Origin of the sequence: Streptomyces aurantiacus (genome assembly GCF_027107535.1) — a bacterium.
Taxonomy (GTDB): domain Bacteria; phylum Actinomycetota; class Actinomycetes; order Streptomycetales; family Streptomycetaceae; genus Streptomyces.
In genome coordinates this window covers 7974224-7999437 of record NZ_CP114283.1, presented here as the reverse complement: position 1 = coordinate 7999437, position 25214 = coordinate 7974224, and the positions used below count along the sequence as shown (strand labels likewise).

Here is a 25214-nt window from a genome sequence, read left to right as displayed (position 1 = left end):
GGCGGCCACAGGGGCACAGCCACTCGTGCAACCATCGGCTCTACCCGGAAGTCCCCAACCCTATGCGCGCAAAGCTAGGGTGTGGGGCTGAGATGGCCAGCGAGACCTGTGGGGAAGCCCGTGCGTGAATACCTCCTGACGCTCTGCATCACGGCCGCGGTGACGTACCTGCTGACCGGGCCGGTGCGGAAGTTCGCGATCGTGGCCGGAGCGATGCCGGAGATCCGGGCACGTGACGTGCACCGAGAACCCACACCGCGGCTGGGCGGCATCGCGATGTTCTTCGGACTGTGCGCCGGCCTGCTGGTCGCCGACCATCTGACGAACCTCAACGAGGTGTTCGAGAACTCCAACGAGCCGCGCGCCCTGCTCTCCGGCGCCGCGCTGATCTGGCTGATCGGTGTCCTGGACGACAAGTTCGAGATCGACGCCCTCATCAAGCTCGGCGGCCAGATGATCGCCGCGGGCGTCATGGTCATGCAGGGTCTGACGATCCTGTGGCTGCCGATCCCCGGCGTCGGCTCGGTGTCGCTGACCCAGTGGCAGGGCACGCTGCTGACGGTCGCGCTCGTCGTGATCACCATCAACGCCGTGAACTTCGTCGACGGCCTCGACGGCCTCGCCGCCGGCATGGTGTGCATCGCCGCCGCAGCGTTCTTCATGTACGCGTACCGCATCTGGTACGGCTACGGCCTGGAGTCCGCCGCCCCCGCGACCCTGTTCTCCGCGATCCTCATGGGCATGTGCCTGGGCTTCCTGCCGCACAACATGCATCCTGCCCGGATCTTCATGGGCGACTCGGGCTCGATGCTGATCGGCCTGGTGCTCGCGGCCGGTGCCATCTCCATCACCGGGCAGGTCGACCCCGACGCGATGAACCTCTTCGCCGGGTCCGAGAAGGAGGCCGTGCACCAGACGGTGCCGGTCTACATCCCGCTGCTGCTGCCACTGACGATCATCGCCGTCCCGGCGGCCGACCTGCTGCTCGCCATCGTGCGGCGCACCTGGAACGGCAAGTCCCCGTTCGCCGCCGACCGCGGCCACCTGCACCACCGTCTGCTGGAGATCGGGCACTCGCACAGCCGGGCCGTCCTCATCATGTACTTCTGGTCGGCGCTCATCGCCTTCGGCGCCCTCGCGTACTCGGTGAACTCGGGTGCCATGTGGATCGTGCTCGGCATCATGGCGCTCAGCGCGGTGGGCCTGGTGCTGCTCCTGCTGCCGCGCTTCACGCCGCGTGCCCCGCGCTGGGCCGAGCACTTCGTGCCGCCCCGCTACCGCCGGCGCAAGGCAGTCGACGTACCCGCGGAGGCCGCGACGCCGACCGCGTGCGCGGCCGACGGAGGGCCGCACGGCGAGGCGGACGACGCCGGCGCCCAGGGTGAGGAACACCGCACTCCGGTGGCCGTGGGTGTGTCAGGAGTCAACGGGGCGACCGCCGTCGGCCCTCGTTCACGCGTCCTGGAAGAGCGCAGGACCGGAACGTCGCGCTGACGCCGGGTAAGAATCGCGCAAGAGCCGCCTGCTGGGCGGCTCTTGGAAAACGCCCTAATACCAGACAAGACGGTCGCCGGAGTGCACAGACGCGCGCGTTCACTCTCATGTGTGACTCCAGGCACACCAACCAGGTAAAGACCTCATCAAATAGTTTGTGATACGGTTCACGAGAACCCAGGACGGAGCCGAAGGACCGCAGTGCGACGGTTCATCGGCGTGAGGTTCTCTCTCTGTCCGGGACTACGCTCGTCCATGACGACACCTGCCCCCTTGAACAAGCGGAGTTGCCGCCATGCCCTCCAACGACGTCCGGATCCTCCTCCAGGCCGCTGTGCCCACAGCTGTCGTCGGCGCAGTCGCAGCCGTCGTCAGTGGTGTGGTTGCCGGTGGTGAGGGAGCGGTCGGGGCGCTCGTGGCGACGCTGGTCGTGATCCTGTTCATGGGTATCGGGCTGTACGTTCTGCAGCGCACCGCCAAATCGCTTCCGCACCTTTTCCAGGCGATGGGTCTGATGCTCTACACGGCACAGATTCTTCTGCTGTTCATCTTCGTCGCGGCCTTCAAGAACACGACGTTGTTCAACCCCAAGGCGTTCGCCATCACGCTTGTCGCCACCACGCTCGCGTGGATCGGCGCCCAGGCGCGTGCCCACATGAAGGCCAAGATCCTGTACGTCGAACCCGACTCCTCGAAGGGCGACAAGCCCGAAAAGACGGGGCACTCGTCGTGAGGGGTAGGGCCGGGATAAGCGCACGTTGGGGATCCTGCTATCGTCCGGTGCCAACTGCGGCATCGCGGGCGCGGGCATCTGAGCTGACGCCTGCTCTAGCGCGAGGCTCGATGCCCTCTTGCCGCCCCCACATCCGTAACACCAGTCCAGTGCCGAACCGCGGCTGTTCGCCGCGCCGACACAACGAGGTTGCCGTACCCATGCGCCACGCTGAAGGAGCCCGCGGTGAGTGCTGACCCGACGCAGGTGCTCGCCTTCGAGACCGACTGCCACATCTTCGACGGCTGTGGCTTCCCGGCTCCCGGCCTGCATTCGTTCCTGTTCGAGCCCCTGGTGGGCGATGCGGACAGCAGCGTCTATTTCAACAAGACGATGCTCCTGGCGCTGCTCGGCTCCGTCATCATCATCGGCTTCTTCTGGGCCGCCTTCCGTAAGCCGAAGGTCGTCCCGGGCAAGCTGCAGATGGTGGCCGAGGCGGGCTACGACTTCATCCGTCGCGGTGTCGTCTACGAGACCATCGGCAAGAAGGAAGGCGAGAAGTACGTCCCGCTGGTTGTCTCGCTGTTCTTCTTCATCTGGATGATGAACCTCTGGTCGATCATCCCGGTCGCGCAGTTCCCGGTTACGTCGATCATCGCGTACCCCGCGGTCCTCGCTCTGATCGTCTACGTCCTGTGGGTCTCGCTGACCTTCAAGCGGCACGGATTCGTCGGTGGTTTCAAGAACATCACCGGATACGACAAGTCGCTGGGCCCGGTCCTCCCGCTGGCCATGTTCATCGAACTCCTCTCGAACCTGCTCGTGCGGCCGTTCACGCACGCGGTGCGGCTCTTCGCGAACATGTTCGCGGGCCACACCCTGCTGCTGCTGTTCACGATCGCCAGCTGGTACCTGCTCAACGGCATCGGGATCGCCTACGCGGGCGTCTCGTTCGTCATGGTGATCGTGATGACGGCCTTCGAGCTGTTCATCCAGGCCCTGCAGGCGTACGTCTTCGTGCTCCTCACCTGCACCTTCATCCAGGGCGCGCTCGCCGAGCACCACTGAGCCACCCCTCCAGTAGAACCCCCTAAGCGTCCGGTGGCCAACCCCCGCCGGTCCGTACAGAGAAGGAAGAATCAGCATGGCTGCCACTGAGACCCTCGCCGCTGTCTCCGGCTCCCTCGGCTCCATCGGCTACGGCCTCGCCGCCATCGGCCCCGGCGTCGGCGTCGGCATCATCTTCGGTAACGGCACCCAGGCCCTTGCCCGTCAGCCCGAGGCCGCCGGCCTCATCCGCGCCAACCAGATCCTCGGCTTCGCCTTCTGTGAGGCGCTCGCCCTCATCGGTCTGGTCATGCCGTTCGTCTACGGCGTCTGACGTCGGATTCACGACAGACCGCCCACTAGACGAAAGGCACTGATATGAGCCAGCTGCTCACTGTCGCGGCCGAGGAGATGGAAAATCCCCTCATCCCGCCGATTCCCGAGCTGGTCATCGGCCTGATCGCCTTCGTCATCGTCTTCGGCTTCCTCGCCAAGAAGCTCCTCCCGAACATCAACAAGGTTCTGGAGCAGCGCCGCGAGGCCATCGAGGGCGGTATCGAGAAGGCCGAGGCCGCTCAGACCGAGGCCCAGAGCGTGCTCGAGCAGTACAAGGCTCAGCTCGCCGAAGCCCGGCACGAGGCCGCGCGTCTGCGCCAGGAGGCGCAGGAGCAGGGCGCCACGCTCATCGCCGAGATGCGCGCGGAAGGCCAGCGGCAGCGTGAGGAAATCATCGCCGCCGGTCACACCCAGCTCGCGGCCGACCGCAAGGCCGCCGCGTCCGCGCTGCGTCAGGACGTCGGCCAGCTGGCCACCGAACTGGCCGGCAAGCTCGTCGGAGAGTCCCTCGAGGACCACGCCCGGCAGAGCCGCACCATCGACCGGTTCCTCGACGGTCTCGACGAGACCGCTTCGCAGGCCGAGGCCACGCGATGAACGGGGCGAGCCGCGAGGCCCTGGCTGCCGCACGTGAGCGTCTCGACGCGCTGACGGACAACACGTCCGTGGACGCGGCGCAGCTCGCATCCGAGCTGGCCGCCGTCACCGCGCTGCTCGACCGCGAGGTGTCACTGCGCCGGGTCCTCACCGACCCGTCGCAGGCCGGAGAGGCGAAGGCCGAACTGGCCGGACGTCTCCTCGCCGGCCAGGTCAGCGGTACGACCGCCGACCTGGTGGCCGGCCTGGTGCGTGCCCGCTGGTCGCGCTCGCGCGACCTGGTGGACTCCATCGAGGAGCTGGCCGACACCGCCGATCTCACGGCGGCGCAGCGCGCGGGCAAACTCGACGACGTGGAGGACGAGCTGTTCCGGTTCGGCCGGATCGTCTCTTCCAGCACCGGACTGCGGGCCGCGCTGACCGACCGCGGCGCCACGACCGCGGCCAAGAGCGAACTGCTGCGCAGTCTGCTCGGCGGCCGGGCCGACGCCGTCACCGAGCGGTTGGTCACGCGCCTTGTGACCGCGCCCCGGGGACGTAGCCTGGAAGCGGGACTCGAGTCCCTGTCCAAGCTCGCCGCCGAGCGTCGTGACCGCATGGTCGCCGTCGTCACCTCGGCGGTCGTGCTGAGCCCGTCGCAGAAGCAGCGCCTCGGCGCCGCCCTCGCGAAGCTCTACGGCCGTCAGATGCACCTCAACCTCGACGTGGACCCCGAGGTCCTCGGCGGAATCCGGGTGCAGGTCGGCGACGAGATCATCAATGGCTCGATCGCGGACCGGCTCGCGGACGCCAGCCGCCGCATGGCGGGCTAGCAGCAACTCAATACGCGTACACGGCAGTACCTAAGAAGTACTTACGGCCCTGGTTGGGCCGTGCAGAGGATTCCTGGGGGCTGACCCCAGACCCCCCAAGAAAACTTCGGGCCCAACAAGGAGAGCAGGGAACCCAGATGGCGGAGCTCACGATCCGGCCGGAGGAGATCCGGGATGCGCTGGAGAACTTTGTCCAGTCGTACAAGCCGGACGCGGCCTCGCGCGAGGAGGTCGGTACGGTCACCCTTGCCGGCGACGGCATCGCGAAGGTCGAGGGCCTGCCCTCGGCCATGGCCAACGAACTGCTGAAGTTCGAGGACGGCACCCTCGGTCTCGCACTGAACCTGGAAGAGCGCGAGATCGGTGCGGTCGTCCTCGGCGAGTTCAGCGGTATCGAGGAGGGCCAGCCGGTCACCCGTACCGGCGAGGTCCTGTCGGTCGCGGTGGGCGAGGGCTACCTCGGCCGCGTGGTCGACCCGCTCGGCACCCCGATCGACGGTCTCGGCGAGATCGAGACGTCCGGCCGCCGCGCCCTCGAGCTGCAGGCCCCGGGCGTCATGGCCCGTAAGTCGGTGCACGAGCCGATGGAGACCGGCTACAAGGCCGTCGACGCGATGACCCCGATCGGCCGTGGCCAGCGTCAGCTGGTCATCGGTGACCGTCAGACCGGCAAGACCGCTCTGGCCGTCGACACGATCATCAACCAGCGTGACAACTGGCGCACGGGCGACCCGAAGAAGCAGGTCCGCTGCGTCTACGTCGCCATCGGTCAGAAGGGCTCGACCATCGCCTCCGTGCGTGGCGCCCTCGAAGAGGCCGGCGCGCTGGAGTACACGACCATCGTCGCCGCCCCGGCGTCCGACCCGGCCGGCTTCAAGTACCTGGCGCCGTACACCGGTTCGGCCATCGGCCAGCAGTGGATGTACGAGGGCAAGCACGTCCTCATCATCTTCGACGACCTCTCGAAGCAGGCCGACGCCTACCGCGCCGTGTCCCTGCTGCTCCGCCGTCCGCCGGGGCGCGAGGCCTACCCGGGTGACGTCTTCTACCTGCACTCCCGTCTCCTCGAGCGCTGCGCGAAGCTCTCGGACGAGCTGGGCGCGGGCTCGATGACCGGTCTGCCGATCGTCGAGACGAAGGCCAACGACGTCTCGGCGTTCATCCCGACCAACGTCATCTCCATCACCGACGGCCAGTGCTTCCTGGAGTCGGACCTGTTCAACGCCGGTCAGCGCCCCGCGCTGAACGTCGGTATCTCCGTCTCCCGAGTCGGTGGTTCCGCGCAGCACAAGGCGATGAAGCAGGTTTCCGGCCGTCTGCGCGTGGACCTCGCCCAGTTCCGTGAGCTGGAGGCGTTCGCCGCCTTCGGTTCCGACCTGGACGCCGCGTCGAAGGCGCAGCTGGAGCGCGGTCAGCGGATGGTCGAGCTGCTCAAGCAGGCTCAGTACCAGCCGATGGCCACCGAGGACCAGGTCGTCTCCGTCTGGGCCGGCACCACCGGCAAGATGGACGACGTACCGGTCAACGACATCCGCCGCTTCGAGAAGGAGCTCCTCGAGTACCTGCACCGCAAGGAGCAGGGCCTCATGACCTCCATCAAGGAGGGCGGCAAGATGTCCGACGACACCCTGCAGGCCATCGCCGACGCGATCGCGGACTTCAAGAAGCAGTTCGAGACGTCGGACGGCAAGCTGCTCGGCGAGGACACCCCTGCCGCTGCGGGCAAGTGACGACGGAAGGGACCTGACTCATGGGAGCCCAGCTCCGGGTCTACAAGCGTCGCATCAAATCCGTCACCGCGACCAAGAAGATCACCAAGGCGATGGAGATGATCGCCGCCTCGCGCGTCGTCAAGGCGCAGCGCAAGGTGGCGGCCTCCACGCCGTACGCGACCGAGCTCACCCGCGCGGTCACGGCGGTCGGGACCGGTTCGAACACCCAGCACCCGCTGACCACGGAGGCTGAGACGGCGACCCGTTCCGCGGTGCTGCTGCTCACGAGCGACCGCGGACTGGCCGGCGCGTTCAACTCCAACGCCATCAAGGCGGCGGAGAGGCTGACCGCCCGTCTCGAGGCCGAGGGCAAGGAGGTCGACACGTACATCGTCGGCCGCCGTGGTCTGGCCCACTACAACTTCCGGGAGCGCAAGGTCTCGGAGTCGTGGGCGGGCTTCACCGACGAGCCCTCGTACGGGGACGCGAAGAACGTCGCGGTCCCGTTGATCGAGGCCATCGAGAAGGAGACGGCGGAGGGCGGCGTGGACGAGATCCACATCGTCTACACCGAGTTCGTCTCGATGATGACGCAGACGGCGATCGACAGCCGTCTGCTGCCGCTCAGCCTCGACGAGGTGGCGGAGGAGACGTCCAACAAGGACGAGATCCTTCCGCTGTACGACTTCGAGCCGTCGGCGGAGGACGTCCTCGACGCCCTTCTGCCGCGGTACGTCGAGAGCCGTATCTACAACGCGCTGCTCCAGTCGGCTGCCTCCAAGCACGCCGCCACGCGCCGCGCGATGAAGTCGGCGACCGACAACGCGGGAGACCTGATCACTTCACTCTCCCGATCTGCCAACGCGGCCCGCCAGGCCGAAATCACCCAGGAAATCAGCGAGATCGTCGGTGGCACCGCAGCCCTCGCCGACGCGACCGCGGGGAGTGACAGGTAATGACGACGACAGTTGAGACGGCCGTTGCCACGGGCCGCGTCGCCCGGGTCATCGGCCCGGTCGTCGACGTGGAATTCCCCGTCGACGCCATGCCGGAGATCTACAACGCCCTTCACGTCGAGGTGGCCGACCCGGCCAACGCCGGCGAGAAGAAGACGCTGACCCTTGAGGTCGCCCAGCACCTGGGTGACGGTCTGGTCCGCACCATCTCCATGCAGCCCACCGACGGTCTGGTCCGCCAGGCCGCGGTGACCGACACGGGCACGGGCATCTCCGTCCCGGTCGGTGACTTCACCAAGGGCAAGGTGTTCAACACCCTCGGCGAGGTGCTGAACTCCGACGAGACGTACGAGGGCGACCGGTGGACCATCCACCGCAAGGCCCCCGCGTTCGACCAGCTCGAGCCGAAGACCGAGATGTTCGAGACGGGCCTGAAGGTCGTCGACCTTCTCACGCCGTACGTCAAGGGCGGCAAGATCGGTCTGTTCGGTGGTGCCGGTGTCGGCAAGACCGTGCTGATCCAGGAAATGATCATGCGTGTCGCCAACCTCCACGAGGGCGTCTCCGTCTTCGCGGGTGTCGGTGAGCGCACCCGTGAGGGCAACGACCTCATCGCGGAGATGGAAGAGAGCGGTGTTCTCGACAAGACCGCTCTTGTCTTCGGTCAGATGGACGAGCCCCCGGGCACCCGTCTGCGTGTGGCGCTGGCCGGTCTGACCATGGCGGAGTACTTCCGCGATGTGCAGAAGCAGGACGTGCTGTTCTTCATCGACAACATCTTCCGCTTCACCCAGGCCGGTTCCGAGGTCTCCACGCTGCTCGGCCGTATGCCGTCCGCGGTGGGTTACCAGCCGACCCTGGCCGACGAGATGGGTCAGTTGCAGGAGCGCATCACCTCGACGCGTGGTCACTCGATCACGTCGATGCAGGCGATCTACGTCCCCGCGGACGACCTGACCGACCCGGCCCCGGCCACCACGTTCGCCCACCTCGACGCGACGACGGTTCTCTCCCGTCCGATCTCCGAGAAGGGCATCTACCCGGCCGTGGACCCGCTGGACTCCACGTCCCGCATCCTGGACCCGCGCTACATCGCGCAGGACCACTACGACGCCGCCATGCGCGTCAAGACGGTCCTGCAGAAGTACAAGGACCTCCAGGACATCATCGCGATCCTCGGTATCGACGAGCTCGGCGAGGAGGACAAGCTCGTTGTCCACCGTGCCCGTCGCGTGGAGCGCTTCCTGTCCCAGAACACCCACGCCGCCAAGCAGTTCACCGGCGTCGACGGGTCGGACGTCCCGCTGGAGGAGTCGATCGCGGCCTTCAACGCGATCATCGACGGCGAGTACGACCACTTCCCGGAGCAGGCGTTCTTCATGTGCGGTGGCATCGAGGACCTCAAGGCCAACGCCAAGGAACTCGGCGTCTCCTGAACCTCGTGTTCTCGATGAGGGGGCGGGCCCGTCCCGCCCCCTCATCCACACCTGCGCTGCATATCCCGGGGACCACCCCCGGACCCCCGGCCGAGAGGCCGGGCGGGGCCCGGCACCTCCGGTGCCCGGAGCCCTATTAGACTTAGACCCAACACCCGGCGGCAACGGCCGGGTGGTGACCCGAGGAGCCCACCTTGGCTGCTGAGCTGCACGTCGAGCTCGTCGCCGCGGACCGCAGTGTCTGGTCCGGCGAGGCCACCCTGGTCGTCGCGCGTACCACGTCCGGCGACATCGGCGTCATGCCCGGTCACCAGCCGCTGCTCGGTGTGCTGGAGTCGGGCCCGGTGACCATCCGTACGAGTGATGGTGGAACGGTCGTCGCCGCGGTGCACGGCGGTTTCATCTCGTTCGCTGACAACAAGCTGTCCCTGCTGGCCGAGATCGCCGAGCTGTCGGACGAGATCGATGTCCAGCGTGCGGAGCGGGCGCTCGAGCGCGCGAAGTCGGACGCGGACGCGTCCGCCGAGCGTCGCGCGGACGTCCGACTGCGGGCGGTGTCGGCGCACTGAAACCGGCGCGCCACAGGAACTGACTCAGCCGCGGCCAGGACCGGAGCTTCTCCGGACCGGGTCGCGGCTGAGGCGATGCAGGTGCTTTTTTCCTTTCCGTTACCTAGGAGACGAGGAGGTCGGTGTCGATGGTCCTCGCTCTGACTGTGGCCGGGTCGGTAGTAGCGCTGGTGGCGATCGGACTCTTCGTCTTCGGCCTGCGTCGCAGAGTGATCCAGCGTTCGGGCGGCACCTTCGACTGCAGCCTCCGCTGGAACGTCCCGGAGAAGAGCGACACCAGCGGCAAAGGCTGGGGCTACGGCATCGCCCGCTACAACGGTGACCGGATCGAGTGGTTCCGTGTCTTCTCGTACGCCCTCCGGCCGCGCCGCGTCCTCGAACGTTCGGCGATCGAGGTGGCGGGCCGTCGCGCCCCCGACGGCGAGGAGGAGCTGGCGCTGCTCTCCGACGCGATCATCCTCGCCTGCGTCCATCGTGGTACGCGCCTGGAACTGGCGATGAGCGAGGACGCGCTGACCGGCTTCCTCGCGTGGCTGGAGGCGGCCCCACCCGGACAGCGGGTGAACGTGGCGTGACCACGTGCACCCGCTGAGTGGGGGTCCCGGGACGAGCCCCGGGGGAGCGTGCTACTTCAGGCCGTTGCTGACCGCGCTCACCAGCTCACCGCCCGTGGTGTCGCCGCTGAACTCCCAGAAGAACGCGCCGCCCAGGCCCTGGTTCTTGGCCCAGGTCATCTTCGTGCCGATGGTGGCCGGGGTGTCGTAGCTCCACCAGTTGCTGCCGCAGTGCGCGTAAGCCGTGCCGGCGATGGTGCCGGTGGCGGGGCAGGAGTTCTTGAGGATCTTGTAGTCCTCGATGCCCGCCTCGTACGTGCCGGGTGCCGCGCCGGTCGCCGTGCCGCCGGGGGCGGACTGGGTGACCCCGGTCCAGCCGCGGCCGTAGAACCCGATGCCGAGCAGCAGCTTCTTCGCCGGTACGCCCTTGGCCTTGAGCTTGGCGATCGCGTCGGCCGAGTTGAAGCCGGCCGCCGGGATGCCCGCGTACGAGGTCAGCGGGGAGTGCGGGGCGGTCGGGCCGGCGGGGGTGAAGGCGCCGAAGTAGTCGTACGTCATCACGTTGTACCAGTCGAGGTACTGCGAGGCGCCGCCGTAGTCGGCCGCGTCGATCTTGCCGCCGGACGAGCCGTCCGCCGTGATGGCCGCCGTGACCAGGTAGTTCGGGCCGAACTCGGTGCGCAGCGCCTGGCTGAGCGTCTTGAACGAGCTGAAGCCGGAGGTGTCGCAGCTCAGGCCGCAGGCGTTCGGGTACTCCCAGTCGATGTCGATGCCGTCGAAGACGTCGGCCCAGCGCGGGTCCTCGACGACCGCCTTGCAGGACTTGGCGAAGGCTGCCGGGTTGGCGGCGGCCTCACCGAAGCCGCCCGAGTAGGTCCAGCCGCCGAACGAGTACAGCACCTTGATGTGCGGGTACTTGGCCTTCAGCTGGCGGAGCTGGTTGAAGTTGCCGCGCAGCGGCTGGTCCCAGGTGTCGGCGGTGCCGCTGACGGACTGGTCGGCGGTGTACGCCTTGTCGGTGGCCGCGTACGCGTCGTCGAGGACGCACTTGCCGCCCTTGACGTTGCCGAACGCGTAGTTGATGTGGGTGATCTTCGACGCGGAGCCGGAGGTGACCAGGTTCTTCACGTGGTAGTTGCGGCCGTAGACGCCCCACTCGGTGAAGTAGCCGAGCTTGACCTTGTCGCCGGTGGGTGGCGGGTCGGTGGTCCCGCCGGTGGTGCGCACGGCGGTCGAGCCGCTCACCGGTCCCGTCTGGTCGGCGGTGTCACGGGCCTGGACGGTGTACGAGTAGTCGCTGCCGGCGGTCAGGCCGGTGTCGCTGTACGAGGTTCCGGTCACCGTGGCGACCTTGGCGCCGTCGCGCAGGACGTCGTAGTTCTTGACGCCCTTGTCGTCGGTGGCCGCGCTCCAGGCGAGCTTCACCGAGGTGTCGGTGATGCCGGAGGCGGTCGGCTTGCCCGGCGCCGAAGGCGGGTTGTCGCCCGGAACCGTGGGGCCGCCGTCACAACTGCCGCCGTTGAGCTTGCAGTTGGCGGGGGACCCGGAGCCCGAGCCGTTGAAGCCGAAGGAGAGGGAGGCGCCCGGTGCGAGGGTGCCGTTCCAGGACTTGTTCCTGGCGGTCCAGTGGGTGCCGGAGCTGGTGACGTCGGCGTCCCAGGCGGAGGTGACCGAGGTGCCCGAGGGGAAGTCCCACTCGACGGTCCAGGAGCTGATGGCCGTGGTGCCCGTGTTCTTGACGGTCCACTTGCCCTCGAAGCCGGACCCCCAGTCCTGGGTCTTGGCATAGGTGGCGGTCGCCGACGTGGCGGCGGAGGCGGGGCTCGCGAGCCCGACCAGGGCGGCGAACGGCAGCAGCAGGGTGGTGAGCCCTGCCACGGCTCTGTGTCCAAGTCTGTGTCCGAGGCGCATCCGCGTCTCCTTGGGGGAGTTTGATGAGGTGCGCAGGACAATAGAAAGGTCTGGACCATAGGTCAATAGGTCCAGACCATTGAGGCGTTCCGGGGTGGCTACTTGTTACACGCCCAACTCCTGCGCCAGCACGGCCGCTTGGACCCGGCTGCGCAGCTCCAGCTTCCCCAGGAGGCGGCTGACGTGGGTTTTCACCGTGGCCTCCGCCATGTCCAGGCGTACTCCGATCTCCGCGTTGGACAGGCCCTCGCCGAGGCAGGAGAGGACCTCCCGCTCCCGTCGGGTCAGCGCGTCGAGGACGGCCGGGTCGACCGACGGCTCGCGCACCGGCTTCGCGGCGAACTCCGCGATCAGACGCCGGGTGACCGCGGGCGAGATCAGGCCCTCGCCGCGCGCCACCGTGCGGACCGCTTCGAGGAGTTGACGGGCCTCCGTGTTCTTCAGGAGGAAGCCACAGGCGCCCGCGCGCAGCGCGCCGAACACGTACTCGTCGAGGTCGAAGGTCGTCAGTACGAGGACGTCGGCGAGGTTCTCGCCGACGACCTGACGGGTGGCGGAGACGCCGTCGAGCCGGGGCATCTGGACGTCCATCAGGACCAGGTCCGGCCGCAGCTCCCTGGCCAGGGACACCGCCTGCTCGCCGTCCGCGGCCTCGCCGACCACCTCGATGTCGGGGGCGCTGCGCAGGATGAGGACGAGGCCCGCGCGAACTGCGGACTGGTCCTCGGCGACGAGCACACGGATCATTCGGTCTCTCCTTCGGTGATCGGCAGGGTGGCGCGGACCGTCCAGATCTTGCCGCCCTCCAGGTCTTCGGGGCCTTCGGGGCCGGCCTCGAACGTGCCGTGCAGCAGGGCGACCCGCTCGCTCATCCCGACCAGGCCCGCGCCGGATCCCGGAGCGCGCGGGCCGCTGTCCCGGGCGCCGCCGAACGGGCTGGTGACGCGCACGTCCAGGGCGTGCTCGCGCTGGACGAGGGCGACGGTGACCCGGCCGGGGGAGGCGTGCTTGAGGGCGTTGGTCAGGGATTCCTGCACTATGCGGTAGGCGGCCATCTCGACCGGGGCCGGCAGCGACGTGTGCGTGCAGTCGAGGTGCACGTCGAGGCCGTTGGCGCGGGCGTGGTCCACGAGCGCGCCGAGCCCGCCGAGAGTGGGCGCGGCGACCGGCTCCGTGTCGCCGCTGCTGTCGCGCAGGATGCCGATGAGGCGGCGCATCTCCGCGAGCCCCGCGACGCTGTTCTCGCGGACGACACCGAGGGCCTCCTTCGAGGTGTCCGGGTCGTCGAGGGAGAGCGCCGCCGTGGAGTGGATGGCGATCGCCGACAGGTGGTTGGCCACCATGTCGTGCAACTCCCTTGCCATGCGCGCGCGTTCGGCGCTGACGGCCTGGCTGCGGTCCATTTCGGCGAGCAGGGCGGTCTGCTGGGCGCGCAGGCGGGCGGCCTCGGCGGCGTCGCGGTGGTTGCGGACGATCCAGCCGGTGGCGGCGGGCGCGAGCGTCACCAGGCCGATGATCACGCCGATCAGCACCGCCTCCGGGACACGCCACACGGCGGTGGGCACCACGGTGCCGATCACCGAGAGCAGCCCCATGATCCAGGGGATACGGCGGGCCGAGGCGGGCGGCCCGTACAGCACGGACGCGTACACGAGGTCCGTGAACATGACGACGGTGACCAGGCTGCCCTGCGTGACGGTGTCGCAGGCCAGGGCGACCGTGCCGACCAGGAGGACCGTACGCGGGCGGACCCGGCGCAGCAGTTCGCAGCCGGCCATCACACAGAGCGGCAGCAGGACCGGCCAAGAGCCGGCCCAGAGCACGATCGGCTCGTCGTCCGGCCGGGTGCCGAGACCGATGGCCCACAGCAGGAGGCCGCCGAGCAGACCCGCGAGCGCGATCCGCACGTCGTCGCGGTGGGGGCGGGGGAGTCGTACGGCCATGACTCCATCCAACACGCAGTGCGCGCCCGGCGCCTGATCCCGGGGGACGGTCCTCCGCTACATCGAAGGATGCAGTGCCGTTTCGTCACTGGCGACGACGAGCAGGGCCCGGATCGACGGGAGCCTGGAAGGGTGACCGAGAGGAGCGAGTCGTGATCGTCACGCTGATCATCGTCTGTGAAGTCGGCTTCTGGGTGCTGCTGGCCGCGGGTCTGGCCTTCCGCTACCTGCTGAAGATGCCCCGCACGGGTATGACCCTGCTGCTGTGCGAGCCACTGCTGGAGATCGTCCTGCTGGTGGTCACCGCACTGGACCTGAAGGACGGCGCCGAGCCGAGCTGGAAACACGGACTGGCCGCGCTCTACATCGGCTACACCGTCGGGCACGGCCACCGGACGGTGAAATGGCTCGACGGCCACGCGGCCCACCGTCTCGCCGGCGCCGAGCGGCCGGCCGGCCCGCCGAAGTACGGCATGGCCCGGGCCCGGCACGAGGGCAAGGTGTGGCTCGGCACGGTGACGGCCGCGGCCGTTGCGACCGCCCTGCTGCAGATCGCCATCTGGTACGTCGACGACCCGGGCAGCACCGGATCGCTGGAGAGCTGGCGGTACATGGCGTGGCGGGCCGCGGGCATCCACGGCCTGATCGCCCTGACGTACGCGATCTGGCCGAAGAAGGCCCCCGCGGGCACGGCTCAGGAACAGCCGGCCCGGACGCTGACCAAGCGCTAGCGCTCACCGCCCGGGACCCACAGCACGTCCCCGACCTCCTTGTTCGCCGTCCTGGCCAGGATGAACAGGAGGTCGGACAGGCGGTTGAGGTAGGTCGCCGTCAGCGCGTTCATCACCTCGCCGTGGGCCTCCAGCGCCGCCCAGGTCGACCGCTCGGCCCGGCGGACCACCGTGCACGCCTGGTGGAGGAGGGCCGCGCCGGGCGTGCCGCCGGGGAGGATGAAGGAGCGGAGCTTCTCCAACTGCCCGTTGAAGTGGTCGCAGTCCGCCTCCAGCTTGTCGACGTAGAACTGCTCGACGCGCAGCGGCGGGAACTCGGGCTTCTCGACGACCGGGGTGGACAGGTCGGCGCCCACGTCGAACAGGTCGTTCTGGACGCGGGTGAGGACCTTCACGACCTCCTCGTCGAGGCCGCCGAGAGCGATCGCCGTACCGATGACCGCGTTCGCCTCGTTGGTGTCCGCGTACGCCGAGATCCGCAGATCCGTCTTCGCGGTCCGGCTCATGTCGCCGAGGGCCGTCGTGCCCCGGTCGCCGGTCCTGGTGTAGATGCGCGTCAGATTGACCATGCGGCCAGCGTAGTTACGCCCCCGTCGTCCGGAGCGCAGGTGTGCCCACCGTCACGGCGAGGCAGCCGCCGCCGACGACGCCGAAGCGGACGGGGGACCGGGCGCCGCTCCTCCGTCCGAGGTGTCCCGGGGGTGTCGGTCCTCCTTGCGGACATGGGGGACCTTTTGCGTGAGAAGGTCCTCAACTACGCCGTACGGGCGGCGCAATGAGCCTCTCGGTGTGATGTCCGTCAGATGAGACGTGACGCGCGTTACTTCCCGGTCACACAGCCCCTCACGGACGCTAGGGTCCGCCGAAGAGGCAATTTGAACAGCGTGTTAAGGGGAGTCGGACTGTGGCACGGAAGCTCGCCGTCATCGGAGCCGGACTCATGGGTTCCGGTATCGCCCAGGTCTCGGCGCAGGCCGGCTGGGACGTCGTCCTGCGGGATGTCACCGACGAGGCGCTGACCCGTGGCACCGACGGCATCAAGGCCTCGTTCGACAGGTTCGTGAGCAAGGGGAAGCTGGACGCGGACGCGGCCGGGGCGGCGCTGGGGTGCATCACCACGACCACCGATCTGGACGCGGCCGCCGACGCCGACATCGTCGTCGAGGCCGTCTTCGAGAAGCTGGAAGTCAAGCACGAGATCTTCCGGACGCTCGACGGGCTGGTGAAGGACGAGACCGTACTGGCCTCCAACACCTCCGCCATCCCGATCACCAAGATCGCGGCGGCCACCGGGCGCCCGGAGCGCGTCGTCGGCGTCCACTTCTTCTCGCCGGTCCCGATGATGCAGCTCTGCGAGCTCGTCCGCGGCTACAAGACGAGCGACGAAACGCTCGCCACCGCCCGGGAGTTCGCCGAGTCGGTCGGCAAGACCTGCATCGTCGTCAACCGTGACGTGGCGGGCTTCGTGACCACCCGGCTCATCTCGGCCCTCGTCGTCGAGGCGGCCAAGCTGTACGAGTCGGGCGTGGCCACCGCCGAGGACATCGACCTCGCCTGCAAGCTGGGCTTCGGTCACGCCATGGGACCCCTCGCCACCGCCGACCTCACGGGCGTCGACATCCTGCTGCACGCGACGGGCAACATCTACACCGAGTCCCAGGACGAGAAGTTCGCACCGCCGGAACTGATGCGCCGGATGGTTGATGCCGGTGACATCGGGCGCAAGAGCGGGCAGGGCTTCTACACGTACTGATGCACGTACTGACTCTGTTGGTGATCTTCGACCGGTCACGGCGCCACTCGTAGGAGTGAATTCGGTATCGGTTCGCTCACAGAGGGCAACTTCTGCCCCGGTACGGCAGTCAGTCCTGGCAACACAGGGCACGACGAAGACGCTGAGTACGAATACGCACTCTCGGGGAGCGCATATGCACATCAGGGGCGACCACGCCGAGCTGGTCGTCGGGGGCCGCCTCGACGTCCGCAGCGCGGCGGACGCCCGTACGGTCCTGCACTCGGCCGTCGACGACGGAGCCGGCGACCTGGTGCTCGACCTGTCAGAGCTGGACTCCTGGGACGCCACCGGGCTCGGTGTCATCATGGGGGCCCACCGGCGGGCGGGGCGGTGCGGCCGGAGGCTTGTGCTGCGCGGCGTCCCGCCGCAGATGCAGCGCCTGCTGGTGGCCACCCGCCTCCACCGGATCCTGGCGATCGAGGGCGGAATCGGCGTCGAATCGCTGCCCCGTGTGTGATTCCGCCCCTCTCCGGATGTGACACGGCGTCACTGTCGCAAACGGCGAAGATCGGATAGGAAGCCGCGTACGAACCCGTACCCGGTGAACAATCCTCACGAAGCTGTGACGTCTCGGACGGCGCGGTACCCCGTGTGTTCGTAGATACTGTGCGAAGGTTTAGGGTTCGGCTGCCCGCGTAATGACGAACCCGTGAGCGGGCACCGGACCAGAAGCGACAGCGCAGTGTGCGGCAAGGCCGGGAGGGGCTCGGCACACGACGCTTTTGGGGGGCTTGGACCTATGGACCCGATGAACCGGGGACCCGAAGAGTACGGCCACGACGACTCGGCGCCGCGACAGCGCCCACCACGCGATCCTCTGACGCACGTGCTGGGGCAGGGGAGCGCCCCGCACACGCCGGCACTGGCCCGCACCGTGCAGCTCGTCGCGGGCGATCACCTGCTCACCGTCAACCCCGTCGACGGCAGCGAGATCGAGCTCTGCCCGCCGGGCGAGCGGCCGCCGCGGCCCACGAAGTTCAGCGCAGCCGAGCGGGCCGAGGCGGCCCGCTCGAACCGACCGCCCGTGCCCCCCGGGGCCTCGCCGGCCAGACTGCCGCTCCTGGAGCGCCAGGAGGAGCGCGAGAGGCTCGTACGCCTGCTCGCGCGGGGACGCTCCGTACGGCTCACCGGGCCCTCGGGCTCGGGCCGGACCGTGCTCCTGGACGCCGTCGCCGACGACTGCGCGGACCTCGCGCCCGACGGCGTGGTCCGCCTCAGCGGCCACCGCCGTACGGCGGACGACCTGCTGCACGACCTCTTCGCGGCCGTCCACAACGCCCCGCTGCACCGGCCGGAACAGGACGAACTGCTCGCCCTCGTCCACGAGATCGGCGCGGTCGTCGTCCTGGACGACGTGGAGTTCGGCGGCAGCGCGCTCGACGACCTGCTCGACGCGACACCCGAGTGCGCCTTCCTGGTCTCCGCGACACCCGAGATCGCCGCACCGTCCACCGACTCGCTCCTCGAAGAGGTCTTCCTGGGCGGACTCGGCCGCGGCGGCGGTCTCGAACTGCTGGAGCGGGCCGTCGGCCGCGTCCTGACCGAGGACGAGGCCAACTGGGCCGGTGACCTGTGGTTCGAGTCCGAGGGGCTCCCGCTGCGCTTCGTCCAGGCCGGCGCCCTGCTGCGCCAGCGCGACCAGCTGCGCGCCGACCCGAGCGCCTTCGACGAGTTCGGCTACTACGAGGACGCGCCCGTGGACGCGCCCTTCGACGCCGAGGACGGCCACGACGTGCCGCTGCCCTCGCTCGCCGAGGGTGCCGCGCCCGCCGCGCTGCTCGCCTCACGGCTCAGCGAGTCGGCGCGCGCGACCCTGCGCTTCGCCGTCGCGCTGGGCGGCGAGGTCCCGCACCAGGCGCATCTGCCCGCCCTCGTGGGGGACACGCACGCGGACGCCGCGCTCGCGGAGCTCGTCGGCTGCGCGCTCGTCACCCCGGTCGGCTCGCACTACCGGCTCGCGGCCGGCGTACAGACCCAGCTGGAAGCGGCGGGCTACGCCTCCGACGTCGGGGAAACGGTCCACAGCGCCGCCCGGCACTACGCCTGGTGGGCCGGGCATCCGTCCGTCACCCCGGAGCGGGTCTCCGCAGAGGCGGACGCCGTGCTCGCCGCGCTGACCGCCCTGGCGCCGGTCACCGTCCCGCCCGCCGAGGACGAGGAGAGCTCCACCGCGGTGGAGCTGGCCCGGACGGCCGCGCCCGCGTTCGCCGCGGGACTGCACTGGAGCGCCTGGGAGCGTGCGCTGCGCTCCGGCGCCGAGGCGGCCCGGCTCTCCGGCGAGGTCTCGGATCAAGCCTATTTCCACCATGAGTTGGGCATCCTGGCGCTCTGCGGCGGACAGCTCGACCGGGCCCGCGCCGAACTGGAGGCCTCCATCGGCCTGCGCGGCGCCCTCGCGGACAAGCGCGGCGCCGTCGCGGGCCGACGTGCCCTCGCCCTGGTCGCGGACCGCTCGGGCACCACACCTCCGGCGGGCGCCACACCCCCGGCGGGCATCGGCCCGACCGCGGGCGAGGAGGTGCCCGACGCGCGGTACGAGGAGTCGGCGTCACCGCCCGGAGGCGTGCCGGCCGCGTTCGCACCGGTCCCCTCGCTGCAGGGGCCCGGCGAGCCCGCCACACTGATCACGCACCGGACCGGGTCCTCCTCCTCGGCGAAGACCGGCGGGGTCAAGGGCCTGGTCCACGGCACCCGGCGCAATCTGGTGGCGGCCGGGGCGGGCGCTCTGCTCGCCGCCGTGCTCGGCACGGTGGTGACGCTCGGAGCGACCTCCAACCCGGACGACAACACCCCGTCGGAGAAGGTCGGCGTCAACCCGTCGGCCAGCGCGGGCGAGGGCGGCGACGGACTCGGCGCGGAACGGCCGAGGAAGGGCAGCAGCGACGCGGACTCGACGAACCGGCCGGCCGACCCGGGCGAGGACGGTGTCCTCGGGACCGACGACGACCCGACGCCGACTGCGAGCACCGAGCCGTCGGACGACCCGAGCGGGTCGAAGGAGCCGAGCCCGAGCAAGTCCACGACGAAGCCGCCGACCTCACCCAGGCCGCCGACCTCGCCGAAGCCGACGCCCACGCCGACGCCCACCCCGACCCCGACGCCGACTCCTACGCCGACCGGGCCCTCCGGGGAGCCCAGCGAGACACCGCCGTCGACCCCGGAGACCTCGGACTCGGCCAGCGGCCCGGCATCCAGCCCGGCCGAGACCGGCAGCGTCGCGAGCAGCCCGGCGGACACCGGCGCACCCGCCGGCTCCGGCACGGTCGGCACGTCGCCGGTGATCTGAGCGGCGGGGCACGACGACCGCGTACGTACGGCATGACAGTGGGCCGGGTCCCTCCACAGGACCCGGCCCACTGTCATGCCGTACGAGCGGCCTCGTGGCCGTCAGAACAGCCGCAGCTTGTCGTCCTCGATGCCCCGCAGCGCGTTGTAGTCGAGGACCGCGCAGCCGATGCCCCGGTCCGTGGCGAGGACGCGCGCCTGGGGCTTGATCTCCTGGGCGGCGAAGATGCCGCGGACCGGCGCGAGGTGCGGGTCGCGGTTCAACAGCTCCAGGTAGCGCGTCAGTTGCTCCACGCCGTCGATCTCGCCGCGCCGCTTGATCTCCACGGCGACGGTACGGCCCTCCGCGTCGCGGCAGAGGATGTCGACCGGGCCGATGGCCGTCATGTACTCGCGGCGGATCAGCGAGTAGCCCTCTCCGAGGGTGTCGATGCGGTCGGCCAGGAGCTCCTGGAGGTGCGCCTCCACGCCGTCCTTGATCAGGCCGGGGTCCACGCCGAGCTCGTGCGAGGAGTCGTGGAGGACCTCCTCCATGGTGATGATGAGCTTCTCGCCCGCCTTGTTGATGACGGTCCAGACACCCGCAGTGCCTTCACCGTCCCCCGGACCCTCCTTCAGAGTGCAGGGCGGCGACATCCAGTTGAGGGGCTTGTAGGCCCGGTCGTCCGCATGGATCGAGACACTGCCGTCCGCCTTCACGAGGATGAGGCGGGGGGCCGACGGGAGATGGGCGGTGAGCCGGCCCGCGTAGTCAACGGAGCAGCGGGCAATGACGAGACGCATGGTCGGCAACGCTACTCGACCGGAACGGGTCGGCGCGATCCGCCCGGGTGGCTCGTTGACCGCGACTCTTCCGGTCGCCCCTGTTTCCCCGGATAAGCCCTGTTCGAAAGTGGCCGGTTGTGTGCACGTTGGGACTGGCCTGGTTTCTCAATGTCCTGGTGCGGCCACGAACAGTTGCCTACCGTATAAACGGGAGGTCGCGACGCGTGTACTCAGCGTGTTCGGCGTCACGGTCTCCTTACCTGTCCGTCAACCCCCTCGGCCGAGGGGGTGCGAGAGGAGAACCCATGTCGCTGGACGTCTCACCGGCCCTACTCGAAAAGGCCGAGCGAGGCGAGGTCGACGAAGCGGAATTCGTCGACTGCGTCCGGACCTCCCTGCCCTACGCATGGGAGATGGTCAGCTCCCTGGTGGCTCAGCTGAAGGTGGACGGCGGCAACTTCGCCGACAACCAGACGCCTCCGCCGGACGAGCAGGCGCGTGGCCAGCTGCTGCGTGCGCTCGCGAGCGACGCGATACGCGGTGCGCTGCAGCGGCACTTCGGCGTACGCCTGGCCTTCCAGAACTGCCACCGGGTGGCAGTGTTCCCGCTGGACGGCTCGGTGGACGACACTCTGGCCCGCTTCACGTCGGTGCGCAGTCAGCTGCTGAACCAGTCGCCGGAGTTCCGGGACTGCTGAGGCAGTGGAGTCGCACGGCTTGCCGCTCCGTACGCGGGAGGTGTTCTGTACCGGGGCGGCAAGCTTCCCGCGGACCGGGCCTGTTCGGCCCGGTCCCGGGCAGGCTGAGCCGGCGCGCCGCTCCCTTCGGGGGGAGTGCGGGCCGGTTCACCTCAGCCGTGGCAGTACCTCGCCCCCCAGGCGCCGGACGTTCTCCTCCGTGGCCGCGAGATCACCGGTGCCTTCCACGAGGAGGGCGAAGCGGGTGATCCCCGTGCGCTCGGAGGTCGCCGCGAGGCGGTCGGCGCACAGGCGGGGGGTGCCCACCGGGTGGAGGCCGCAGAGCAGTTCGGTGTACGCCAGGGGATCGCGCATCGAACGCTTTCGGTCGTCCACCGTCACATGCGCGTCGAGCCCCTGCTTCAGCCAGCCCGGCATGGTCTTCAGGAGCGTCTCCACCGCGTCCGTCCGCCGGTCCGCGATCTGTGCGACCCCGGCCGAGACGTGGGCGGCGTCCGCGATGTCGTCGGGGGTGTGCCCCGCGGCGAGCGCGCACGAACGCCACAGCGCGACCATCTCGGCCTTCTCCTCGTCCCCTACGTGCATGCCGAGCAGCATCGGCAGTTTGCGCTCGGCGGCCAGCCGGACGCTCGCCGGGGAGGTGCAGGCCACGACGACCTCGGGGCCCTCGCCGCCCGACAGGGCCTCCGACGGCCGTGGCACGACGGGGACTTCGCGGAAGTCGAAGCGCTCGGACCCGCCCGCGACGGACGGCCGGCGCAGCCACCGCACCAGCAGATCGAGTGATTCCGGGAACCCCTGCTCGTACGCCTCCAGGCCCATCCCGAAGACCTCGAGGTCGACCCAGGGGCCCCCGCGTCCCACCCCGAGCGAGAAGCGCCCGCCGGACGTCACGTGCAGCAGCGCGGCCTGCTCGCCCAGCGCCACCGGGTGCACGGTGGGCAGCACGCTGACCGCCGTGCCCACGCGGATACGGCGGGTGCGGCCGAGCAGTAACGCCGCGAGTGTCACGGCCGACGGGCACGTCCCGTACGGCACGAAGTGGTGCTCGGCAAGCCATACCGTGTCGAGGCCGGCCTCCTCGGCGACCTCCGCGGACCGCACCGCGCGGTGCAGCGCCTCGCCCTGGCCCTGTCCTGGGAACTGGGCCGCCAGAACAAAACTTCCTACGCGCATCGCACTCCTGCCTCCTTGTGCCGACGCGGCTCCCCCACCTCGCATAACCGTCTGACACGTGCCAAGGACACGGCTTGGCGGGGAGATTGGCGGATTGTCTGCAGAATGAGCCGGCCGTGCGGTGGATCTGTGGGGATTGGTGACGTCCGCGTACCCCTGGGCGCTCCGCGTAGGCTGGACGCCCCGTGCTCCCTGTATAGCTCCGTGAGGTGTCCCGTGTCCCCGCGTCGCAACCGTCCCAAGGGCGCGGACGGCTCCGGTCGGAGCGCGTCCGCAGACGGATCGGACCCCTCCGACCGCTACGGGGGCTGGCAGTCCTCGGAGAGCTGGCGGGGCGACTCGTGGAGCGTGCGGCACGTGGCGGGGGCGAGCGCGCAGGGCAAGACGTACCGCTGCCCCGGCTGCGACCAGCAGATCCCCTCCGGTGTCCCGCACGTGGTGGCCTGGCCCGAGCACTCCGGTGTCGACGACCGCCGTCACTGGCACAAGGCGTGCTGGAACGCGAAGGACCGCCGCACCACGCGGGTGCAGCGGTCCCGTAACGCGCCGAGGTTCTAGCCCCCGGTCCATGTCCCGCGCCTACACGTCCCGCCGCTCCAGCAGGACGTAGGCGCCCGCGATGGCCGCCGCGGTCACGCCGGCGAGCAGGGCGAGCTGTGAGCCGCCGCCCCCGTTCTCGCTGTCGATCTCGAAGATCTGGGCGAGCGCGTTCGGAGCGTTGTACTCCATCATCTTCTCGCCGATCGTGCGCATGCTCTCGGACATCAGCAGGAACGCGGGCAGGATCGCCGGCACCAGGACCACACCGAGCATCGCGGTGATCGCGCCCGCGGAGTGCCGCAGCATCGAGCCCACGGCGAGCGCGAGCACGCCGAGCAGCGACACGTAGAGCGAGCCCTTCAGGACGGTCCCGCCCCACTCGTTGTCCGACGACCCGCCGTGCATGCCCGAGGTGGCGAGGCCCACGAACCCGATGGCGAGGGCCGACACGACGAACGCGACGACGAAGAAGACCAGCAGCTTGGCGGTGAGCACCCGGTGACGCTGGGGCGAGGCCGTGAACGTCGTACGGATCATGCCCGTGCCGTACTCGGACGAGATCACCAGCACACCCAGGGTGATCAGGCAGATCTGTCCGAGGATCAGTCCGAAGAAGGCGGGGATCGTGTACGGGACGTTCCGGTAGTCCTCGTCGGTCGTCTGGGCGGCGACGAGCAGGCCGATCCCCACGACCAGGAGCAGGAAGACCCCGAGCGTCCACATCGTGGAGCGCACCGACTTGATCTTCGTCCACTCCGAGGTGAGCGCGTGACCGAGATGGGTGCGCGTGATCGGGATCGGCGAGGTGTACGAAGTCCCGGGCGCCGACTGCCAGTTCGGGGCAGGGGCGGCCTGCTGGTGCGTCTGCGGCTGGGGCGTGCTCATCGGGCGTCCTCGGGCTTGGTCAGGTCGGGGGCGGCGGCGGGCTGTGCGGGGGCGGCCGCAGGCGCCGCGGGAGCGGCTGCGGACTGCGCGGGGGCGGGCTGGGTGTACGGATTGGGCTCCCCGGCCCCGGGGGCGCCCGGAGCGCCGTACGGGCCCGCCGGGGGCTGTCCCTGCGGCATCGCGAACGGATGCCCGCCCTGCTGGGGCGGCGGCGGGGCGTACCAGCCCGGCTGGCCCTGTCCCGGCACCGGCATCTGCGGCGGCGGCACGGCCCCCGGCGGCAGCTCCTGCTGCAGGCCGGCGCGCTGGTCGATGCTGGAGCGGTAGTCGACGGCTCCCTGCGTCATCCGCATGTACGCCTCCTCCAGCGAGGCCTGGTGCGGCGAGAGCTCCCACAGGCGTACGTCCGCCTCGTGCGCGAGGTCGCTGATGCGCGGCAGCGGCAGACCGGTGACACGCAGTCCGCCGTCCTGCTCCGGCATCACCTGACCGCCCGCCTCCGTGAGCGCGGACGTCAGCTTCTCGCGCTGGTGGGGCTCGGTGTCGGGGGTCCGCACGCGCGCGAAGTCGGCGGAGTTGTGCGAGATGAAGGCGCCGACGCTCATGTCGGCGAGCAGCTGACCGCGGCCGATCACGATGAGGTGGTCGGCGGTGACGGCCATCTCGCTCATGAGGTGCGAGGAGACGAAGACGGTCCGGCCCTCCGCGGCCAGCGACTTCATCAGGTTGCGCACCCACAGGATGCCCTCGGGGTCGAGCCCGTTGACCGGCTCGTCGAAGAGCAGCACCTGCGGGTCGCCGAGCAGCGCGGCCGCGATGCCGAGCCGCTGGCCCATGCCGAGGGAGAAGCCCTTGGAGCGCTTGCGCGCCACGTCCTGGAGCCCCACGACACCGAGCACCTCGTCCACCCGGCGTGCGGGGATGCCCGACAGCTGGGCCAGGCACAGCAGGTGGTTGCGGGCGTGCCGACCGCCGTGCACGGCCTTGGCGTCGAGGAGCGCGCCGACCTGGCGGGGGGCGTTGGGCAGCCTGCGGTACGGGTAGCCGCCGATCGTCACCTGGCCGGAGGTCGGGTTGTCGAGCCCGAGGATCATCCGCATGGTCGTCGACTTGCCCGACCCGTTGGGGCCGAGGAAGCCGGTGACGGACCCCGGCCGCACCTGGAAGGAAAGGTTGTGCACGGCTGTCTTGTCGCCGTAGCGCTTCGTCAGGCCGACTGCCTCGATCATTCTCCGCACCCATCGAAAGCTTCAGGACGTC

The 25214-nt window shown here is 69.6% G+C and carries 25 protein-coding genes; 17 read left to right on the top strand and 8 right to left on the bottom strand.

What is annotated here, in order from left to right; genetic code table 11:
• The first annotated feature begins 120 nt into the window (after positions 1 to 120).
• The 11 genes from O1Q96_RS37225 to O1Q96_RS37175 all read left to right on the top strand — a co-directional run bounded on the left by O1Q96_RS37225 (position 121) and on the right by O1Q96_RS37175 (position 10246).
• A complete protein-coding gene (locus O1Q96_RS37225; protein ID WP_269252310.1) occupies positions 121 to 1494 on the top strand; it encodes an MraY family glycosyltransferase in 1374 nt (457 codons plus the stop codon).
• A gap of 295 nt (positions 1495 to 1789) precedes the next feature.
• The gene (locus tag O1Q96_RS37220) at positions 1790 to 2227 is read left to right on the top strand and encodes a Cg1360 family ATP-synthase-associated protein (protein WP_269252309.1); all 438 of its coding nucleotides are present in this window, start codon (positions 1790 to 1792) and stop codon (positions 2225 to 2227) included.
• A gap of 225 nt (positions 2228 to 2452) precedes the next feature.
• Complete coding sequence (atpB, locus tag O1Q96_RS37215; protein WP_269252308.1) at positions 2453 to 3274, top strand: F0F1 ATP synthase subunit A; 822 nt, start codon at positions 2453 to 2455, stop codon at positions 3272 to 3274.
• Between the two features lie 76 nt (positions 3275 to 3350).
• A complete protein-coding gene (locus tag O1Q96_RS37210; protein WP_067273352.1) occupies positions 3351 to 3587 on the top strand; it encodes an ATP synthase subunit c family protein in 237 nt (78 codons plus the stop codon).
• Between the two features lie 44 nt (positions 3588 to 3631).
• On the top strand, positions 3632 to 4186 hold the full coding sequence (locus tag O1Q96_RS37205) for a F0F1 ATP synthase subunit B (RefSeq protein ID WP_217456825.1): 555 nt from the start codon (positions 3632 to 3634) through the stop codon (positions 4184 to 4186).
• Complete coding sequence (locus tag O1Q96_RS37200; protein ID WP_269252307.1) at positions 4183 to 4998, top strand: F0F1 ATP synthase subunit delta; 816 nt, start codon at positions 4183 to 4185, stop codon at positions 4996 to 4998. Before O1Q96_RS37205 ends, O1Q96_RS37200 begins: the two co-directional genes overlap by 4 nt.
• 137 nt (positions 4999 to 5135) lie before the next feature.
• On the top strand, positions 5136 to 6728 hold the full coding sequence (gene atpA, locus O1Q96_RS37195; RefSeq protein WP_269252306.1) for a F0F1 ATP synthase subunit alpha: 1593 nt from the start codon (positions 5136 to 5138) through the stop codon (positions 6726 to 6728).
• Between the two features lie 20 nt (positions 6729 to 6748).
• On the top strand, positions 6749 to 7666 hold the full coding sequence (locus tag O1Q96_RS37190) for a F0F1 ATP synthase subunit gamma (protein WP_269252305.1): 918 nt from the start codon (positions 6749 to 6751) through the stop codon (positions 7664 to 7666).
• A complete protein-coding gene (atpD, locus tag O1Q96_RS37185) occupies positions 7666 to 9102 on the top strand; it encodes a F0F1 ATP synthase subunit beta (RefSeq protein WP_269252304.1) in 1437 nt (478 codons plus the stop codon). Before O1Q96_RS37190 ends, atpD begins: the two co-directional genes overlap by 1 nt.
• Before the next feature lie 194 nt (positions 9103 to 9296).
• Positions 9297 to 9671 (top strand): F0F1 ATP synthase subunit epsilon, encoded by a 375-nt coding sequence (locus tag O1Q96_RS37180; protein WP_217456820.1) that lies wholly within the window; start codon positions 9297 to 9299, stop codon positions 9669 to 9671.
• A 128-nt stretch (positions 9672 to 9799) separates the two neighbouring features.
• The gene (locus tag O1Q96_RS37175) at positions 9800 to 10246 is read left to right on the top strand and encodes a DUF2550 domain-containing protein (protein WP_269252303.1); all 447 of its coding nucleotides are present in this window, start codon (positions 9800 to 9802) and stop codon (positions 10244 to 10246) included.
• A gap of 51 nt (positions 10247 to 10297) precedes the next feature.
• Here O1Q96_RS37175 and O1Q96_RS37170 read toward each other — a convergent pair whose 3' ends face one another.
• From O1Q96_RS37170 to O1Q96_RS37160, 3 genes are all read right to left on the bottom strand, one after another.
• Positions 10298 to 12136, bottom strand: a complete 1839-nt coding sequence (locus O1Q96_RS37170) for a glycoside hydrolase family 18 chitinase (RefSeq protein ID WP_269252302.1) — start codon at positions 12134 to 12136, stop codon at positions 10298 to 10300.
• Positions 12137 to 12241: 105 nt separating this feature from the next.
• Positions 12242 to 12883 (bottom strand): response regulator, encoded by a 642-nt coding sequence (locus O1Q96_RS37165; protein WP_269252301.1) that lies wholly within the window; start codon positions 12881 to 12883, stop codon positions 12242 to 12244.
• A complete protein-coding gene (locus O1Q96_RS37160) occupies positions 12880 to 14079 on the bottom strand; it encodes a sensor histidine kinase (protein ID WP_269252300.1) in 1200 nt (399 codons plus the stop codon). The genes O1Q96_RS37165 and O1Q96_RS37160 overlap by 4 nt, the downstream gene beginning before the upstream one ends.
• Before the next feature lie 152 nt (positions 14080 to 14231).
• On the opposite strand from O1Q96_RS37160, the gene O1Q96_RS37155 reads away from it, so the two are divergent.
• Complete coding sequence (locus tag O1Q96_RS37155; protein WP_269252299.1) at positions 14232 to 14810, top strand: hypothetical protein; 579 nt, start codon at positions 14232 to 14234, stop codon at positions 14808 to 14810.
• On the opposite strand, the gene O1Q96_RS37150 is transcribed toward O1Q96_RS37155, so the two are convergent.
• Entirely contained in the window at positions 14807 to 15379 is a 573-nt protein-coding gene (locus O1Q96_RS37150; RefSeq protein ID WP_217456814.1) for a cob(I)yrinic acid a,c-diamide adenosyltransferase, read from the bottom strand. The genes O1Q96_RS37155 and O1Q96_RS37150 overlap by 4 nt on opposite strands.
• Positions 15380 to 15714: 335 nt before the next feature.
• Between O1Q96_RS37150 and O1Q96_RS37145 the strand changes: the two genes are divergently transcribed.
• The 3 genes from O1Q96_RS37145 (at position 15715) to O1Q96_RS37135 (ending at position 19891) form a co-directional block, all read left to right on the top strand.
• On the top strand, positions 15715 to 16563 hold the full coding sequence (locus tag O1Q96_RS37145) for a 3-hydroxyacyl-CoA dehydrogenase family protein (RefSeq protein ID WP_269252298.1): 849 nt from the start codon (positions 15715 to 15717) through the stop codon (positions 16561 to 16563).
• 175 nt (positions 16564 to 16738) lie between these two features.
• Positions 16739 to 17062 carry an STAS domain-containing protein gene (locus O1Q96_RS37140; protein ID WP_003997851.1) on the top strand — a complete coding sequence of 108 codons (324 nt, stop codon included), beginning with the start codon at positions 16739 to 16741 and terminating at the stop codon, positions 17060 to 17062.
• A gap of 282 nt (positions 17063 to 17344) precedes the next feature.
• On the top strand, positions 17345 to 19891 hold the full coding sequence (locus O1Q96_RS37135; RefSeq protein ID WP_269252297.1) for an ATP-binding protein: 2547 nt from the start codon (positions 17345 to 17347) through the stop codon (positions 19889 to 19891).
• A 101-nt stretch (positions 19892 to 19992) separates the two neighbouring features.
• Here O1Q96_RS37135 and nucS read toward each other — a convergent pair whose 3' ends face one another.
• Complete coding sequence (gene nucS / locus O1Q96_RS37130; protein ID WP_217456811.1) at positions 19993 to 20673, bottom strand: endonuclease NucS; 681 nt, start codon at positions 20671 to 20673, stop codon at positions 19993 to 19995.
• A 287-nt stretch (positions 20674 to 20960) separates the two neighbouring features.
• Between nucS and O1Q96_RS37125 the strand changes: the two genes are divergently transcribed.
• Positions 20961 to 21353 carry an SCO5389 family protein gene (locus tag O1Q96_RS37125; RefSeq protein WP_269252296.1) on the top strand — a complete coding sequence of 131 codons (393 nt, stop codon included), beginning with the start codon at positions 20961 to 20963 and terminating at the stop codon, positions 21351 to 21353.
• Between the two features lie 147 nt (positions 21354 to 21500).
• Here the strand turns inward: O1Q96_RS37125 and O1Q96_RS37120 are convergent, their stop codons facing one another.
• Positions 21501 to 22529 carry an LLM class flavin-dependent oxidoreductase gene (locus O1Q96_RS37120; RefSeq protein WP_269252295.1) on the bottom strand — a complete coding sequence of 343 codons (1029 nt, stop codon included), beginning with the start codon at positions 22527 to 22529 and terminating at the stop codon, positions 21501 to 21503.
• Between the two features lie 216 nt (positions 22530 to 22745).
• Here O1Q96_RS37120 and O1Q96_RS37115 point away from each other — a divergent pair, with 216 nt between their 5' ends.
• Complete coding sequence (locus O1Q96_RS37115; protein WP_269252294.1) at positions 22746 to 23087, top strand: ATP/GTP-binding protein; 342 nt, start codon at positions 22746 to 22748, stop codon at positions 23085 to 23087.
• A 21-nt stretch (positions 23088 to 23108) separates the two neighbouring features.
• Here O1Q96_RS37115 and O1Q96_RS37110 read toward each other — a convergent pair whose 3' ends face one another.
• Positions 23109 to 23954 (bottom strand): ABC transporter permease, encoded by an 846-nt coding sequence (locus O1Q96_RS37110; RefSeq protein WP_269252293.1) that lies wholly within the window; start codon positions 23952 to 23954, stop codon positions 23109 to 23111.
• Positions 23951 to 25183: an ABC transporter ATP-binding protein gene (locus tag O1Q96_RS37105; protein WP_269252292.1), complete on the bottom strand. Its 1233-nt coding sequence runs from the start codon at positions 25181 to 25183 to the stop codon at positions 23951 to 23953. Before O1Q96_RS37105 ends, O1Q96_RS37110 begins: the two co-directional genes overlap by 4 nt.
• Positions 25184 to 25214: the final 31 nt, after the last annotated feature.

Excerpts from the sequence above, each read along its gene's own strand:
- O1Q96_RS37135 (WP_269252297.1), top strand. The coding sequence starts at position 17,345 with ATGGACCCGATGAACCGGGGACCCGAAGAGTACGGCCACGACGACTCG.
- O1Q96_RS37220 (WP_269252309.1), top strand. The coding sequence starts at position 1,790 with ATGCCCTCCAACGACGTCCGGATCCTCCTCCAGGCCGCTGTGCCCACA.
- O1Q96_RS37170 (WP_269252302.1), bottom strand. The coding sequence starts at position 12,136 with ATGCGCCTCGGACACAGACTTGGACACAGAGCCGTGGCAGGGCTCACC.
- O1Q96_RS37125 (WP_269252296.1), top strand. The coding sequence starts at position 20,961 with ATGTCGCTGGACGTCTCACCGGCCCTACTCGAAAAGGCCGAGCGAGGC.
- O1Q96_RS37165 (WP_269252301.1), bottom strand. The coding sequence starts at position 12,883 with ATGATCCGTGTGCTCGTCGCCGAGGACCAGTCCGCAGTTCGCGCGGGC.
- atpD (WP_269252304.1), top strand. The coding sequence starts at position 7,666 with ATGACGACGACAGTTGAGACGGCCGTTGCCACGGGCCGCGTCGCCCGG.
- O1Q96_RS37120 (WP_269252295.1), bottom strand. The coding sequence starts at position 22,529 with ATGCGCGTAGGAAGTTTTGTTCTGGCGGCCCAGTTCCCAGGACAGGGC.
- O1Q96_RS37200 (WP_269252307.1), top strand. The coding sequence starts at position 4,183 with ATGAACGGGGCGAGCCGCGAGGCCCTGGCTGCCGCACGTGAGCGTCTC.
- O1Q96_RS37175 (WP_269252303.1), top strand. The coding sequence starts at position 9,800 with ATGGTCCTCGCTCTGACTGTGGCCGGGTCGGTAGTAGCGCTGGTGGCG.
- O1Q96_RS37190 (WP_269252305.1), top strand. The coding sequence starts at position 6,749 with ATGGGAGCCCAGCTCCGGGTCTACAAGCGTCGCATCAAATCCGTCACC.
- O1Q96_RS37210 (WP_067273352.1), top strand. The coding sequence starts at position 3,351 with ATGGCTGCCACTGAGACCCTCGCCGCTGTCTCCGGCTCCCTCGGCTCC.
- O1Q96_RS37105 (WP_269252292.1), bottom strand. The coding sequence starts at position 25,183 with ATGATCGAGGCAGTCGGCCTGACGAAGCGCTACGGCGACAAGACAGCC.
- O1Q96_RS37110 (WP_269252293.1), bottom strand. The coding sequence starts at position 23,954 with ATGAGCACGCCCCAGCCGCAGACGCACCAGCAGGCCGCCCCTGCCCCG.
- O1Q96_RS37150 (WP_217456814.1), bottom strand. The coding sequence starts at position 15,379 with ATGGTCAATCTGACGCGCATCTACACCAGGACCGGCGACCGGGGCACG.
- O1Q96_RS37160 (WP_269252300.1), bottom strand. The coding sequence starts at position 14,079 with ATGGCCGTACGACTCCCCCGCCCCCACCGCGACGACGTGCGGATCGCG.
- O1Q96_RS37205 (WP_217456825.1), top strand. The coding sequence starts at position 3,632 with ATGAGCCAGCTGCTCACTGTCGCGGCCGAGGAGATGGAAAATCCCCTC.
- nucS (WP_217456811.1), bottom strand. The coding sequence starts at position 20,673 with ATGCGTCTCGTCATTGCCCGCTGCTCCGTTGACTACGCGGGCCGGCTC.
- atpA (WP_269252306.1), top strand. The coding sequence starts at position 5,136 with ATGGCGGAGCTCACGATCCGGCCGGAGGAGATCCGGGATGCGCTGGAG.
- O1Q96_RS37140 (WP_003997851.1), top strand. The coding sequence starts at position 16,739 with ATGCACATCAGGGGCGACCACGCCGAGCTGGTCGTCGGGGGCCGCCTC.